The organism is Streptomyces sp. RLA012 (genome assembly GCF_056270325.1).
This window is the reverse complement of sequence record NZ_JBWDPA010000003.1, coordinates 1-12,980: the sequence shown is the minus strand read 5'-3', so window position 1 is coordinate 12,980 and position 12,980 is coordinate 1. Positions and strand designations below refer to the sequence as shown.

Below are 12,980 nucleotides of genomic sequence, written 5' to 3'. Positions count from 1 at the left end.
TCTGAGGCCGACATGACAGGTCTGGTGTGCGGCTTCGGTGTCGCTGTTGCCTGGGGCTATCTGGCATCACGGCCCGGGCGTTGTCAGTGGGGCCTGTCAGGATGCGGCCATGGAGTCTTCGAAGATCGTTGAGGCGTTGTGGGACCGCATGCAGGCCCGGGACTGGGAGGGTCTAGGTGAGTTGCTGGCCGATGACCTGGTGGTGGAGTGGCCCGTGAGTGGAGAGCGGATCGTGGGTCGCGGCAACTTCGTGAACATCAACGCGGAGTATCCGGAGGGGGTGGTCGATCAGGGTGTTGCGGATCGTGGCGGATGGCGAGGCAGTGGTCTCTGAGGTGGAGGTCCCGCACGATGCCATGGGGGTCCACCGTGTGGCGTCTTTCTGGACCGTTCGGGACGGCAAGATCGTGGGTGGGCGGGAGTACTGGACCGAGCTGGGTGCGGACCCGTCGCCGGAATGGCGGGCGGCGTATGTGCAGCGGATGTAGGCCACTCGCGCTGGCTGTATGGGCGGGTGCCACAAGCCACCTGTCGGTCCTACGGTGGCGGCATGGCCAAGCGTGGGGTGCCCCGACTGAGGCTTGTTGTCGCCGCAGGCCGGGAAGTGGGGCCGCGACTGTGTCGGGGGTGCGGGGGGCCGTTGATGCCGTCGGCGAGGTCGACGGCAGTGTTCTGTGAGGACGCGTGCCGTTCGAGGCACTGGCGGCGGATGCGTCGGGCTCGGTCAAGGACCGAGGCGGTGAAGGCCGGCGTGACGGCCTCGTGTCCGCAGTGCGGGGTGTCGTGGACGGTGGGAGTCGACCGTCCCGCCTCGGCCGTCTACTGCTCTCCCGCCTGCCGCAAACGGGCCTGGAACGCGCGGCGCGCGCGGCAGGGCGGGGCGTGAGCCTGCGCGTTCGGTGGTGGTGGGGCCGGTTCGAGCGCCGGGCCGGTACGCCCTTCCGGCCGGGACAAGGCAGCCGGATCGTGCGAAGTGACGGGTGTCCAGGGTGAGTTGGCGGCACATACGGGTATCGCACCCGGGGCTCGTGGGGGTGGTGTCCGGATGACCGGGATGGTCGGCAGTGTGACCCGGCAGCGCTACGACGAGCTGGTCAAGCTGGGGCGGGACTGGGTCGAGACGATGAGCAGCGTCCAGTGGCAGCTCGGGGACGCAGGCCTGGAGATCGAGCCGATGCGCTCCTACGGGGGTACGAACCCGTCGGGGAGCGAGGAGTTGTTCACGGTCAGCGAGGCGATCCGGATGTTCGCCGAGGACGTCGGCCTGGCGTATTCGACGGTTCGGGACTACCGGTGGGTGGCTCCCGCGCTGGCCGAAGGAACGCCGGCGGGCGGATGTCTCCCACACCATCCACAAGATCCTCGCCTGCATTCCCGACGAGCGGGAACGGTTCGAGGCGGTGGACAACCCTCCGCCCAGTCCGCGGGGCGGGCCCGCGCGTTGGACGCACGACAGCGCGAAACGGATCGTCGGCTGGAAGGTCGACACTCCCGAGAGCGTCCAGGAGAAGGTGGACGCGATCCACGACCTGGCCGCCGACGACCAGGTGGCCGCGCGGGTGGCCACCGACTTCCTGCGCCGCCCGGCGGTCGCCTCGAAGGGGATGGCCGACGACACGGCCAGGCACGCCGTGAACGAGGCGCAGTTCGACCAGTTCCGCCAGCAGGTCCAGTACGGGCAGGAGGAAGCCGCCCCGCAGCTGGACCAGCTGCGGCGCATGAGGGCACAACACCCAGTTCATGGACCTGGTCGCGGTCTGCACGCAGTTCACCGTCACCGCCGGCAGGATCGTTCCGAACCTGCGGGGCGAGCCCTACGACGACGCCGAACGCGAGACGATCCTGCAGGGACTTGCGCGGGTGCGGGCGTCGGCGGACTGGATCGAGAACGCGGTCACCCGCGGCGAGGTCGACCTGGACGAGCAGCTTCAGAAGCTGCTGAAGGGCTCGGGCGAGTAGCGATGGGGCGGGGTTCCCGCTCACGTCCACGCCGAAGCCGTCCTTTCCACCCTGCTGGAGGCCCGTCCCGCCGGCCTGACCATCGTCCAGCTGATGGCCGCCACCGAGCGCACCCGCGCGCAGGTCCACACCGGGCTCGCGCACCTGCGCCAGGTCGCCGCGGCGAAGGGACTGCGGCCGGTGACCTGGGACAAATCGTGGGGCTACCGGATGCTGGACGACGCGCCGGAGGTCTGGATCGGCTACGAGCGGGCGTTCTTCGAGTCCGTCCACCACAGGGTCGCCCACTTCGTCGCCGGGATTCTCCTGCCGCACCAGAAGAAGAAGCCCGACGACCCCTATATCCGCACGGTCATGGCGCAGATGGGGGCGATCGAATCCACCCTTCAGCTGCTGGCCAACCTGGAGTGAACCGGAACATGAGAGGCAACGGGCCGCAACCGTCCCGCAGTTGGCCCCGTCCATCGGTCGCGGCCCGGCACCGTCATGCTGCCCCGCTACCCCTCCGACACCAGCGACCTCGAATGGGCCCCTCCCTGGAAGCTCCTGCCCGTCCCGGCCTGCCAGACCCCGAAGGGCGGGGCCCCAGAGAAGTGGCCCCGCCGCCGCGTGATCGACGCCATCCGCTACATCACCGATAACGGGGCGAAGTGGCGGGCACTGCCCGCTGACTTCGGCATTCCGTGGCGCACGGTGTTCGGGTATTTCGCCCGCTGGGCGAAGGCCGGCGTCCTGCGGCATGTCCTCGACCAGCTGCGCCGGCGGTTGCGGCTGGACCGCCGACGGTATCCCTGGCCGGTCCGGGTGATCGTGGACTCGCAGTCCGTCAAGGGCGCGGAGACCGTGTCGAAAGCGACGCGCGGATATGACGCGAACAAACACATAAATGGGAGGAAGCGTCATCTCCTGGTCGATCAGGACGGCCTGCTCGTCGACCTGCTCGTCACGCCCGCCGACGTCCAGGACCGGGACGCGGCCCGCGTCCTGCTGACCCGCCTTCACGCCGAGCACCCCGAGATCGTGCTGGTCTGGGCGGACAACGGCTACGGCGGAGATGAGTTCAGCACCTGGGCACAGACCGCTCTCGGCCTCACCGTCAAGGTCGTCTCCCGGCCCAAAGACGCCAAGGGCTTCGTCTTGTTGCCCAAGCGTTGGGCGGTTGAGCGGTCGAATTCGTGGACGATGCGGGCCCGCCGCAACGCGAGGGACTATAGGTCAGCGTGCCGCCCTCGGCGCTCTTGTCTCCGACATCCCTGAAGCACACGGCCGCTGCCTGGTGGTCGGCAGTCGCCTCATCGAGGCGGTGCAGCATCACCACCACCCTGCCCCGACCGTCCAGTGCCCGTCCCTCCCAGGCGCGGTCCCCGGCGTCCCGGAAGATGGCGACGGCCTGATCGTAGACGGAGGCGGCCTCGGCGAAGCGTTTGGAGCCGAAGAGGGCGACGGCGAGGTTGTTCAGCGCAACGCCTTCGCCATGGCGGTCGCCGTGCTCGCGGAGCAGCGCGGCGGCTCGCTCGTAAGCCGTGATCGCGTCGCCGAAGCGGCCTGTCCCACGAAGGCGATGCCCTGGTCGGTCAGCGCGGCGCCGAGGGCCTGCGGGATGGTGCTGGCGGGTTCCTGATCGCCAGTGGCGTCCGTAACCAGGGTGAGGGCCTGCTCCAGGACCTCGATCGCCTGGCTGTAGAGGCCTCGCTCGCACAGGCACCGGCCGACATTGCCGAGCGCCACGCCCTCGTCCCGGCGGTCGCCGAGCCGCTGGAAGACAGCGACGGCCTCCCGGAACGCCGTCTCCGCCTCTTCGAAGCGGCCGGAGCGGAGCAGGGGGAGGCCGCGGTCGTTCAGCACGTCTCCTGCAAGGTGCGAGGCGTCGAGACGGGCCCGAGGGTCGTCCCGCGCGCTCCCGTCCCTGGCTGCCCGCGTCTCCTCCAGGTCTCGCGCGGCCACCGTCTCCAGTTCACGGTTGCCGGCCTTCCGGGCGATCGCCTCGGCCCGCTCATGTGCCGAGATGGCCTCCTCAAAACGTCGCACTCCCCGCAGCGCGAAGCCGAGGTCTGTCAGTGCCCCGCCGGCGGCAAGTTCATCACCGGCCTCCCGCAGCAGCACGAGGGCCCGCTCCAGGGCGGCGATGGCGTCGTCGAACCGCCGCACCTGCGAGAGTGCCCCGCCCAAGTTGGCCATGGCCATGCCCTCGCCGCGCGGGTCCTCCGCCCCCCGGAATGCGGCGGCCGCGGCCTGGTAGGCGGTGATCGCCTCATCAGGGCGGCCCGCACCCCAGAACGCCCTGCCCAGGCATTCCAGCGCATTGCCCTCGCAGGCCTGGTCGCCGGCCCCCCCGGAAGAGCGGGACGGCCCGCTCGTGTGCGGCGATGGCGTCGCGATAGCGATCTGCCCAGTACAGAGTGATGCCGAGGTTGTTCAGGACCTCGCCCTTGGTCAGGGGAGCGTTCGCGAGGGGCAGGCCGTCATCGTCGCTGAGCCGGAGGGAAGCCTCATAGGCCGGGATCGCGTCGCGGAAGCGGCGCATCTCCAGCAGCACGTCGCCCTGCTTGGCCAGCGCCAGGGCCTCGCCATCAGTCTCTGCGGCCTCGTGGGCGGCAGCCGCGGCCAACTCGTGCTCGGTGAGCGCCTGCGCCAGGTTGCCGACCCTCGCCAGCGCGAGGCCGAGCCGAAAGCGTATCCGCGACTGGTTGTTCAGGTCCCAGACGCGCACGATCAGGGCGAGGGCCCGGCAATGGACCTCGACCGACTCCTCGAAGTCCGCCATGTCGAAAAGGATCATGCCGACATTACTGAGCGCTGCGGCCTCACCGCGAAGATCGCCGACACGCCTGAAAATCCCGGCGGCCTGCTCGCATGCTGCCCGGGCTTCCTCGAAACGGCCCTGCCTCATCAAGGAGACGCCCGAGTCGTTCAGCGCGTCCGCTTCGCGGTGGGCGTTGGCTGTGCGATGGGGCCGAAGCCATTTCAGGATCCGTCACCTGCCTGCAATGCGAACACAACACGGCCATACGGAGATTGTCCAGTCAGCGCCGTCAAGGCACTCGCGCGGCAGCACGGCGTCGTCACCCAACACTACCGCGCGGCGTCCCGGCCGAATCTACCGGCGGCGAGCTGGGCTTTGGAACGGGCTGGATGTCATCGCCTGGAACTGCAGCACTTGATAGCCAGTCAAGTTTCATGTCGAGTCGCCATCGAGGCTGGCTCCGAGGACGGGTTCCGCCACGTCACCACGGCATCGATCCGCCCAAAGTTGGCTCTGTAACGGCTCAGGATTGAGAAGGGTGTGTTCCTCTCCGGGGTTGGCTGAGCTAGGAAGTCGCTGATTGGCGTGTAGTCGGCGCCGTCGTACTTCTACTGTGGCAAGGGCGGAGGTGGGTGCCATGGCGTCTTTGCCGGAAGAGCTTCAGGCGCGGGAGGCCGAGGCTCGACACGGGCTGGAGGAACTTGAGGCCGAGGCGGTGGAGTTGGCCGTGCGGCTGGAGAGGGCCCGGGAGGATCTGTCGCGGCTGGAGATCACGCGGGAGACCGTCGCGCAGGTGCTGGCGGAGTTGTCGGTCGCGGAGGCGGATCCGGACGGGCCGGCGCACAATGCGCCGGAGTCCGAGGACGCGTTGGCGTCTCATGGGGCCGGGGCGATGATGGTGCCGCCATGGCGGGAGGGTCTGGTGGCGTATGTGTTGCCGGATGTGTACCGGGACATCGTGAAGATCATCGCTGATGCTCCGGGCCCGTTGCAGGCCAAGCAGATCGTGCCGCGGATCGGGCTGGAGGCAACGACGGCGAAGATCGAGGGGACCCGGGGAAAACTGAAGCGCCTGGTGGAGCGGGGCTGGCTGGACGAGGACGCGCCGGGATGGTTCAGCCCTGCCCGCCGGAGGCAGGGCGCCGACCGGGCCAACTCCCGGTGACCAAGGGGCTCTTCTCCGTAGATTCGAAGGTGTCAACCAAAAGCGAATCACCCCAGAAGAAGAGCCCCGATGGAACCGTACGACGCCTTGAGTGAACCTGATCCGTACTTCGCCTCCCGTGATGCCTTCGAATGCCTCGTCTCGAGACGCTGGCCGACGACCCGGCGGCGGGTATGGCCCACGACGACCTGGGGGTGCTGCTTGAGCGGCAGGGACGCGAGCTGCTGCGGCAGTTGATGCAGGATCACCTCGACCTGCGGGCGAGGATGGAGGAGGACTCGGTGCGCACAGGTGGAGGACACCCGGTGGTGCACGGGCCGGAAGGACAGGCGCGAACCTGGCGGGAGAAGGGTCATGGCCGCTGGTTGACCTGCGTGTTCGGACCGGTGCGGGTGAGCAGGATCGCCTATCGCGGCCGGGGTGTGTCCAATGTGCACCCGGCGGATGCGGACCTGTCGCTGCCCGCCGGCCGCCACTCCGTGGGCTTGCCCGCCTCGCAGTCCTGGAGGCGGTCTGCGGCTCGTTCGATCAGGCCGCCGCCGCGATCGAGCGACGGTGCGGGAAGGTTGTGGGCAAGCGCCGTCTCGAAGAGCTGGTGGTCGCCGCCGCTGTCGACATCGCCGGCTGCTACGCGGCGAAGGTCCCCGCCCCGTGCACCCGCGAGATGCCGCTGGTCATCCAGGTCGACGGCAAGGGCGTGGTGATGCGCCCCGCGGCCAAGAGTGCGGCGGCCGGGCGGCGCGGGCGGCTGGCCCCGGGTGAGAAGCCCAACCGCAAGCGAATAGCGACGGTGGCCTGCGTCTTCGACACCGCGCCCGCACCGCGCCGGCCGCACGACATCGTTCATCCGCCCGGCGGCCGCAGTGAAGCCCGGCCGGCGAGGCCGGGTCCGAAGGCGCAGCGGAAATGGTGCACCGCCTCGGTGATCCGCCGGCCGGAGCAGGTCGTCGCTGACGCCTTCGCCCAGGCCGAGGCCCGCGACCGGCAGCATCTGCGGGACTGGATCGTGCTGGTCGACGGGGCCCGCCACCAACTCGACCTGATCCACACCGAAGCCGCCCGGCCGCTGCATCACCGTTCACGTCCTGCTCGACTTCGTACACGTGCCCGGCTTATCAACGGGTTTTAGCTTCTGATGCGGCGTTCTTGCACTTCAGAACGTTGATGAGATTGCTGCCAGGTGGCGTCAGCGCAGGCTGGAAAGTTCATTGACGTGGCGGGTGGGGATGCCGAGGAAGAGGTCGGGCTGTGCCGGACCATGGACGATGTTGAGCGTGTCGAGTCGGTAGGTCCATTCGCCGCCGCATGAACCGGTAAAGCGGTAGTTGATCTGCCAGCGGAGCCACTCTCCGCGGGCGAGGCGAACAGCCGGAGGACGCCGCGATCTGCGTGGCATGCCGAATGGCGTGGCGACCAGCTGAACCCGCAGCAGTCCGTCGACTTCCCGCAAGAGCACGCCGGCGTCCGTGCTGGAGTCGGGCATGCTGTCGTGCGTCACAGCCCGGGGCTGGAAGTCTCCGGCTTCGTCCATCCGAACCTCGTGCATGAAGGGTGGCGAGCCGAGCGGCAGCGGAAAAGCCGTCGGGGTCGCGTTCCGACGCGCGGCTTCGAGCCCGCCGCGGGATTGTTTGGTCCATGACGTGCGGACCCACTGCACCACTGTCTCCACGAGGCTGATCCTGCGGCATGGCGGTGGCTGGCCGCTACTCCGTTTCGGCGGGGGCCGTCCGTGGCAGACCACGGCGGGCGAGTTCGCGTCGGAGGTCGAGATTCTCGCCGTGTGCCTGGGCGAGGGCATCCCGCAATGCCTTGTCGTTGTCGCGGAGTTGTTTCTTCAGTCGTGTGATCTCTGCGGTGAGGGCGAGGACGATGTTGCTCTCTGCGGCCCCGGCCGCGGCTGGAGCTGGAGCTGGAGCGGCTGCGGCCTGGTGCTGACGCCGGAGGTGTTCGATGCGTTCGCGCAGGGTGGGGTGGGTGTAGAGGAAGGAGTGTGAGACGCCCGCCTCGCGTTGGATGGCCTGGAAGGTCACGGACTTGCCGCGCTTGACCAGGGTGCGGATGGCGGTCTCGGCGGCTTTCGTCTTGGCCTCGGACTTGCGGCGGGCGGCCTGGCTCAGGGTGTCGATACGGCGTTGGCGCTGGTCATTCATGGTTGTGGCTTCCGGTGGCGGGTCAGGTCGATAGAGACGGGGGCACGTAGATGATCGCCGCAAACAGCGTCTCATCAGGCGTGTTCTGGGTTCCGCCGCCCTGCGGCCCACGCGGGTGCCGTCGGCTTTGAACTTGCGGGTGGCCAGGAACGCCTGCTCGGCGTGCTCGTCCCGGCGTGCGACGTAGTGCATGGACATCGTCGGTGTGGAGTGCCCCGCGTACCGTTGCAGGACGTGGACGGGCAGGCCGAGCTCGGCGAGTTTCGCTGTCGGCCTCGCCCTGCCACCCGTCGTCATGAACCAGCTACTCGACCTCGCCGGGATGGCTGAGACATAACAACGGGGAAGCCGAAACGACTACCCCGCCCAGCACCCCAAGACGACCATCAGGACCCCGGCCGGGGTGACGCGGCGTGCTCAGGACCAGTTGGCCGGTTCGGCGAGCGCGTAGGACGAGGCGATCCGGTGGTTGTCGTGGTGGATCGTCAGCACGTCGGGGCCGCTGGGTGCGCCGTCCCGCCAGGCCGTGCAGTAGATCCCGTTCGACCAGCGGATGGTCTGCGAGGTCGACGGAAGGACCGTGATGCCGGTCATGCTGACGGTCTTCGTGCCGTTGAGCCAGACCTCGAAGGCGCCCGCGCCGTCGCCGGCCAGCTTGAGGCGGGCGACGACGCGCAGCCACGTACCGCGCAGGGCCGTGATGGCGCCGACCGTGCCCTTGATGCCGCCGGAGCCGCCGAAGCGGATCTCGTCGCCGATGACGAACATCAGGAGCCAGGGCCCCTCGGGGGACCACTGCTGGAAGGTGACGTTCTGGTCATGGAACTCCCAGTCGGGGGCGAGGCGGATGGCCTTGCCGTAGTACTTTTCCTCGCCGACGCTCTGCGCGCCGCGCTGGATGACCTCCGAGTGGTAGCCACCGGTCTCGCCGATGTACGTCTGGGTGGCCTCCAGGGAGTGGGCGCCCTTGTACACCGGGGAGTCGACGGTCGCTATCACGCCGTCCTTCTGCGTGTAGGCGTAGTCCCAGCCCTCGACGCTGCCACGGTTTTGGAAGTACACCTCGTCGGCGGCGTACGCCCGCCCGGCCGGGCTGGTCGCGCCGACCGTGCCTGCCAGGACGGTGCCGCCGAGCATGGCGAGAGCCTGTCGTCTGCGCACGGTACGGTCACCTCGTCCAGTACAGGATGTTGCGGAAGCGGGCCTCGGCGAGGCCGGAACCGTGGTTGTACACGCCGTTCTTGAAGTAGCGGGTGGCGGGGCCCCGGTCCTCGACCGTCAGGACGAGGGAGTCGTCGAAGTAGACCTTGACGGTCCCGGTCCCGCTGCTTGCCTGGTGGGCGATCTTCACGTTGAACCAGGTGTCGTACGCGCCCGTCTTGAGCACGGTGCCGTCGTAGCGCCGTACGGTGCCACCGCCCGTGTCGTAGACGTTGAGCATGATGTCGGTCGCGGGGGTGCCCGCGGGGTGGACGCTGCGCAGGATCTGGACGAAGGAGGCGCCGTCGGTGCCGGACGGGAGGTAGACGTCGGCGTCCCACATGTGGTTGCCCGTGGTGTAGTCGGCCTTCCAGCGCATTTCGGTGCGCGGGTCGGTGGAACTGCCCTCCTCGAACGGCTCGTCGGTGGCGTACACCCACATGCGGTGGACGCCGCCGCTGTAGCTGTGCCGGTCGCTGAGGTCGAGGTTCCAGGGCTTCTGCCAGCTGTATGTGAACGAGGTCTGCGTCCAGCCGTCGGTCGGGTCGGCGGCCGCCGCTGCTGTTGCTGCTCCGGCGAGCGGGGCGGGCGGCAGGGTGAGCGCGGCGCCGCCGGCCAGCAGGCCGGCCCCGGCTCGTAAGAGGGATCTCCTGTTCATCGCGTGTCCTTTCCGGTGAGGGAGTGGAGGTCGATCGCGTCGGCCATCGCCTGGAGGCCGGCGTCGTTGAAGTGCAGGTGGTCGCCGGAGTCGAAGGCCGGCAGGATCCGGTCGGGAACGTCGGGGTCGCGGACGGCGGCGTCGAAGTCCACCACCGCGTCGAAGATGCCGCCGTACCGGGTCAGGTCGTTGACGGACTGCCGTACGGCCTCGCGGGCCGCGGTCCAGCCGCCGTTTCCGCCGTACGGGGTGATCGTGCCGCCGACGACGCGGATGCCGCGGGCGTGGGCGCGCGCCACGATCTCGCGGTACGCGGCCGCGAAGGCGGCGGGATCGGTCTGGTTGGGGCTGCCCTTGATGTCGTTGATGCCCTCCATGACGATCAGGGCGCGTACGCCGCTGCGGGAGAGCACGTCGGCGTCCAGCCGGGACAGGGCGCTGGGGCCGGTGCCGTCCAGCAGCACGCGGTTGCCCGCGATGCCGGCGTTCAGCACGCCGAGGCGCTCACGCGGGGGCAGTTGGCGCAGCCGGGCGGCGAGCCGGTCGGGCCAGCGGTGGTTCGCGTTCGCCGTCGATCCGGACCCGTCGGTGATCGAGTCGCCCAGCGCGACGACGCTGCCCGCGGCCGGCGCGCCGAGCACGTCCACGCCGGTCAGGTAGTACCAGGAGCCGGTGGTCGCGGTGTACGCGGCGCCGTCCTGGTCCGCCGTGTGGTCGCCGTCCGGGGCGAGGAACGAGGTCTGCAGGGCGGAGCGGTGATACGTCGCCGGGCCCGAGTCGTTGGGCGTGTACAGGCTGACCAGCAGGTTGGCGTCCCGAGGGCACCCGCAGTGGGACCGGATCGCTCACCGCGTCCTGGCCGGCCGGCACCGCGACGGAGGCGGCGCCGCCGAAGGTGACCGAACGCACCGTTCCAGCCACCGCGTTCGGGCTTTTCAGGGTGCGGCCTCCTGTACGGCGACGGCCACGGCGCCGAGTTCGAGCGGCGCCGTGCCGAGCCGGTTGGACACGCGGATCCGGCCGCGCGGCCGCCGACGCTGGTGTGGATCACGTTGCGCACCGACTGGCCCGGCAGTTCGGTGGCGGACGCGGCGGCCTCCCAGGTGCCGGTCCAGCCGGGCCGGCCGGTCGCGGCTGCGTGGTGGCCGGTCGCGGCCGCGCTCGCCGGAAACGGCAGGAGGGCCGGTGTCAGTGCTGCCAGGAGAGCCGCGAGTAAGTGCCGGATCGTGACCTTGCGCATGAGGCGCCGTCCTTCCGGTGGGGAGTCGGCCGCAGGCCGAACACGGAATGTGCGGGGGAGCGCAGTGAGGAACGTGAACGCAGGCAACTGCAATACATCGGATGAGTCAAGGAGTTCGACCGGAGTTATTGATGTGCGCATGAAGACCGAATCTGCCATCGATGGCACATAGATGGCCTGATTGCCCCGTTCGCCAAGGTCGTTGACAGGCGCATAGGACATGCTTAGGTTTCCCGATACACCCGATGTCTCAATGACCGTCAGCTCTGGAGGACGATGATGACCTCGCAGCCGGGGAAGCGCTCGCCGGTGCCCCGCAGAGTCGTACTCGGCACCGCGCTGGGCGGAGCGGCAGCGGCGGCTCTGCCCGGGGGGACGGCCCACGCCGAACAGCCCGTACAGGCGGCGCAGTCCGCCGGGCGCCGCCGCCTGGTGGCCGGGGCGGCTGACGCCCCTGGAGACTCCGCGGCACTTCATGACCACCGACGGCGCCTGGGAGAAGTTCCTACGCGGCCAGGACCTGCTCTCGACCAGGCTGCCGACCCTCTGGTACGAGGGCCCGTTCCTCGGCGACGGGCTGCTCGGCAGCATGGTCTACCAGGAGCCGGGCGCCAACCAGGTCCGCTTCACCGTCCAGCACGGCCGCGTCCAGGACCACCGGCCCGAGTTCGGCAGCGGCTGGGGCACCTGCCGCCTGCCGGTCGGGCACCTCACGCTCGAACCGGTCGGCATGATCACGTCCGTCGACTGGCGCCTGAGTCTGTGGAACGCCGAACTCACCGGCACCGTCACCACCACCGCGGGCACGCTCACCCTCTCCGCCCTCATCCACGACGAGGTCTTCGCCGCCCGCGTGACGGCCGGCGGCGGCGAACAGGTCACCTGGACGTTCCATCCCGAAGAGGCCGTCAGCCCCCGGCACATCAGCGAGGCCCCGCCCTCCGGCTACACCGCCAACCCGCCCTGGACCACCCGGACCGCCGCCGACGGCACCGAGCAGGTGCTGCAACCCCTCACCGGCGGCGGCCAGACCGCCACCGCCTACCACCGCACCGGCGACGACCTGCTGCTCAGCGTCGGACACAGCTCGCCGCGGACACCGCCGCCGAGGCCGCCTCGCTGCGCAACCTCCGGCGCGCGGCGTCGTACAGCGCTCTCAGGCGAGAGCACACCCGCTGGTGGCACGCGTTCTACCGCAAGAGCTTCGTCTCGTTCCCCGACCAGCGGCTGCAGAGCTTCCACTGGATCCAGCTCTACAAGGTCGCCTCCGCCAGCCGTGCGGGCGGCCCCGTCATGGCCACCTCCGGGCCGTGGCTGGAGCCCACACCCTGGCCCGCGGTCTGGTGGAACCTCAACGTCCAGTTGGAGTACTGGCTCATCCACGGTTTCAACCACCCGGAGCTGGACTCGCTCGCCACCACGCTGCGGCAGAACCAGGAACAGCTCATCGCCAACGTGCCCGCCGCCTACCGCGCGGACAGCTCCGGCATCGGCCCCAGCTCCGACATGTTCGCCGACCGAGGCGTGGGCAGCCGGGCACCGGCGCCGAGACCGGCGACCTCACCTGGGCGCTGCACAACGTGTGGCTGTCCTACCGGCACTCCATGGACGAGGCCCTGCTGCGCGACACGATCTTTCCGGTGCTGCGCCGGGCGATCAACTACTACCTGCACTTCCTCACCCCGGGCAGCGACGGCAACCTCCACCTGCCGAGCACGCTCTCGCCCGAATACCCCGTCGTGCCGCCGCGGGACACCAACTACGACCTGGCCCTGATCCGCTGGGGCTGCCAGACACTCATCGAGTCCGCCGAACTGCTCGGCATTGACGACGAGTTGGTCCCGCGCTGGCAGGGAGGTGCTGGC

Annotated in this window: 11 protein-coding genes and 5 pseudogenes; 8 read left to right on the top strand and 8 right to left on the bottom strand. The window is 69.5% G+C overall.

Annotated features, from left to right (window positions below; translation table 11 throughout):
* The first annotated feature begins 109 nt into the window (after window positions 1-109).
* The 5 genes and pseudogenes from RV986_RS52565 to RV986_RS52545 all read left to right on the top strand — a co-directional run bounded on the left by RV986_RS52565 (window position 110) and on the right by RV986_RS52545 (window position 3,216).
* On the top strand, window positions 110-334 hold the full coding sequence (locus RV986_RS52565; protein ID WP_475924775.1) for a hypothetical protein: 225 nt from the start codon (window positions 110-112) through the stop codon (window positions 332-334).
* A gap of 937 nt (window positions 335-1,271) precedes the next feature.
* A pseudogene (locus tag RV986_RS52560) lies at window positions 1,272-1,658 on the top strand (DUF6192 family protein); the annotation flags it as partial.
* Window positions 1,659-1,740: 82 nt separating this feature from the next.
* The gene (locus RV986_RS52555; RefSeq protein ID WP_475924774.1) at window positions 1,741-1,959 is read left to right on the top strand and encodes a DUF6192 family protein; all 219 of its coding nucleotides are present in this window, start codon (window positions 1,741-1,743) and stop codon (window positions 1,957-1,959) included.
* Between the two features lie 93 nt (window positions 1,960-2,052).
* A complete protein-coding gene (locus RV986_RS52550; protein WP_475924773.1) occupies window positions 2,053-2,370 on the top strand; it encodes a hypothetical protein in 318 nt (105 codons plus the stop codon).
* Between the two features lie 75 nt (window positions 2,371-2,445).
* Window positions 2,446-3,216, top strand: a complete 771-nt coding sequence (locus tag RV986_RS52545; RefSeq protein ID WP_475924772.1) for an IS5 family transposase — start codon at window positions 2,446-2,448, stop codon at window positions 3,214-3,216.
* 79 nt (window positions 3,217-3,295) lie between these two features.
* On the opposite strand, the pseudogene RV986_RS52540 reads toward RV986_RS52545, so the two are convergent.
* The 3 genes and pseudogenes from RV986_RS52540 to RV986_RS52530 form a co-directional block, all read right to left on the bottom strand.
* Window positions 3,296-3,460 (bottom strand): annotated as a pseudogene (locus RV986_RS52540) (hypothetical protein); the annotation flags it as partial.
* Window positions 3,415-4,206: a tetratricopeptide repeat protein gene (locus tag RV986_RS52535; RefSeq protein WP_475924917.1), complete on the bottom strand. Its 792-nt coding sequence runs from the start codon at window positions 4,204-4,206 to the stop codon at window positions 3,415-3,417. The pseudogene RV986_RS52540 and the gene RV986_RS52535, both read right to left, overlap by 46 nt.
* A gap of 7 nt (window positions 4,207-4,213) precedes the next feature.
* A complete protein-coding gene (locus tag RV986_RS52530) occupies window positions 4,214-4,927 on the bottom strand; it encodes a tetratricopeptide repeat protein (protein ID WP_475924916.1) in 714 nt (237 codons plus the stop codon).
* Between the two features lie 412 nt (window positions 4,928-5,339).
* On the opposite strand from RV986_RS52530, the gene RV986_RS52525 reads away from it, so the two are divergent.
* Together RV986_RS52525 and RV986_RS52520 are read left to right on the top strand one after the other, a co-directional pair.
* Window positions 5,340-5,867 carry a hypothetical protein gene (locus RV986_RS52525; protein WP_475924771.1) on the top strand — a complete coding sequence of 176 codons (528 nt, stop codon included), beginning with the start codon at window positions 5,340-5,342 and terminating at the stop codon, window positions 5,865-5,867.
* A 69-nt stretch (window positions 5,868-5,936) separates the two neighbouring features.
* A pseudogene (locus RV986_RS52520) lies at window positions 5,937-6,973 on the top strand (ISKra4 family transposase); the annotation flags it as partial.
* 80 nt (window positions 6,974-7,053) lie between these two features.
* On the opposite strand, the gene RV986_RS52515 reads toward RV986_RS52520, so the two are convergent.
* The 5 genes and pseudogenes from RV986_RS52515 to RV986_RS52495 form a co-directional block, all read right to left on the bottom strand.
* Window positions 7,054-7,536, bottom strand: a complete 483-nt coding sequence (locus RV986_RS52515; RefSeq protein WP_331765063.1) for a hypothetical protein — start codon at window positions 7,534-7,536, stop codon at window positions 7,054-7,056.
* Window positions 7,537-7,570: 34 nt separating this feature from the next.
* Window positions 7,571-8,017 carry a DUF6262 family protein gene (locus tag RV986_RS52510; protein WP_475924770.1) on the bottom strand — a complete coding sequence of 149 codons (447 nt, stop codon included), beginning with the start codon at window positions 8,015-8,017 and terminating at the stop codon, window positions 7,571-7,573.
* Between the two features lie 417 nt (window positions 8,018-8,434).
* A complete protein-coding gene (locus tag RV986_RS52505) occupies window positions 8,435-9,178 on the bottom strand; it encodes a polysaccharide lyase family 20 protein (protein WP_475924769.1) in 744 nt (247 codons plus the stop codon).
* Window positions 9,179-9,185: 7 nt separating this feature from the next.
* Window positions 9,186-9,875: a polysaccharide lyase family 7 protein gene (locus tag RV986_RS52500; protein WP_475924768.1), complete on the bottom strand. Its 690-nt coding sequence runs from the start codon at window positions 9,873-9,875 to the stop codon at window positions 9,186-9,188.
* Window positions 9,872-11,115, bottom strand: a pseudogene (locus RV986_RS52495) (SGNH/GDSL hydrolase family protein). Before RV986_RS52495 ends, RV986_RS52500 begins: the two are co-directional and overlap by 4 nt.
* A gap of 279 nt (window positions 11,116-11,394) precedes the next feature.
* Between RV986_RS52495 and RV986_RS52490 the strand changes: the two are divergent.
* A pseudogene (locus RV986_RS52490) lies at window positions 11,395-12,980 on the top strand (glycosyl hydrolase family 95 catalytic domain-containing protein); the annotation flags it as partial.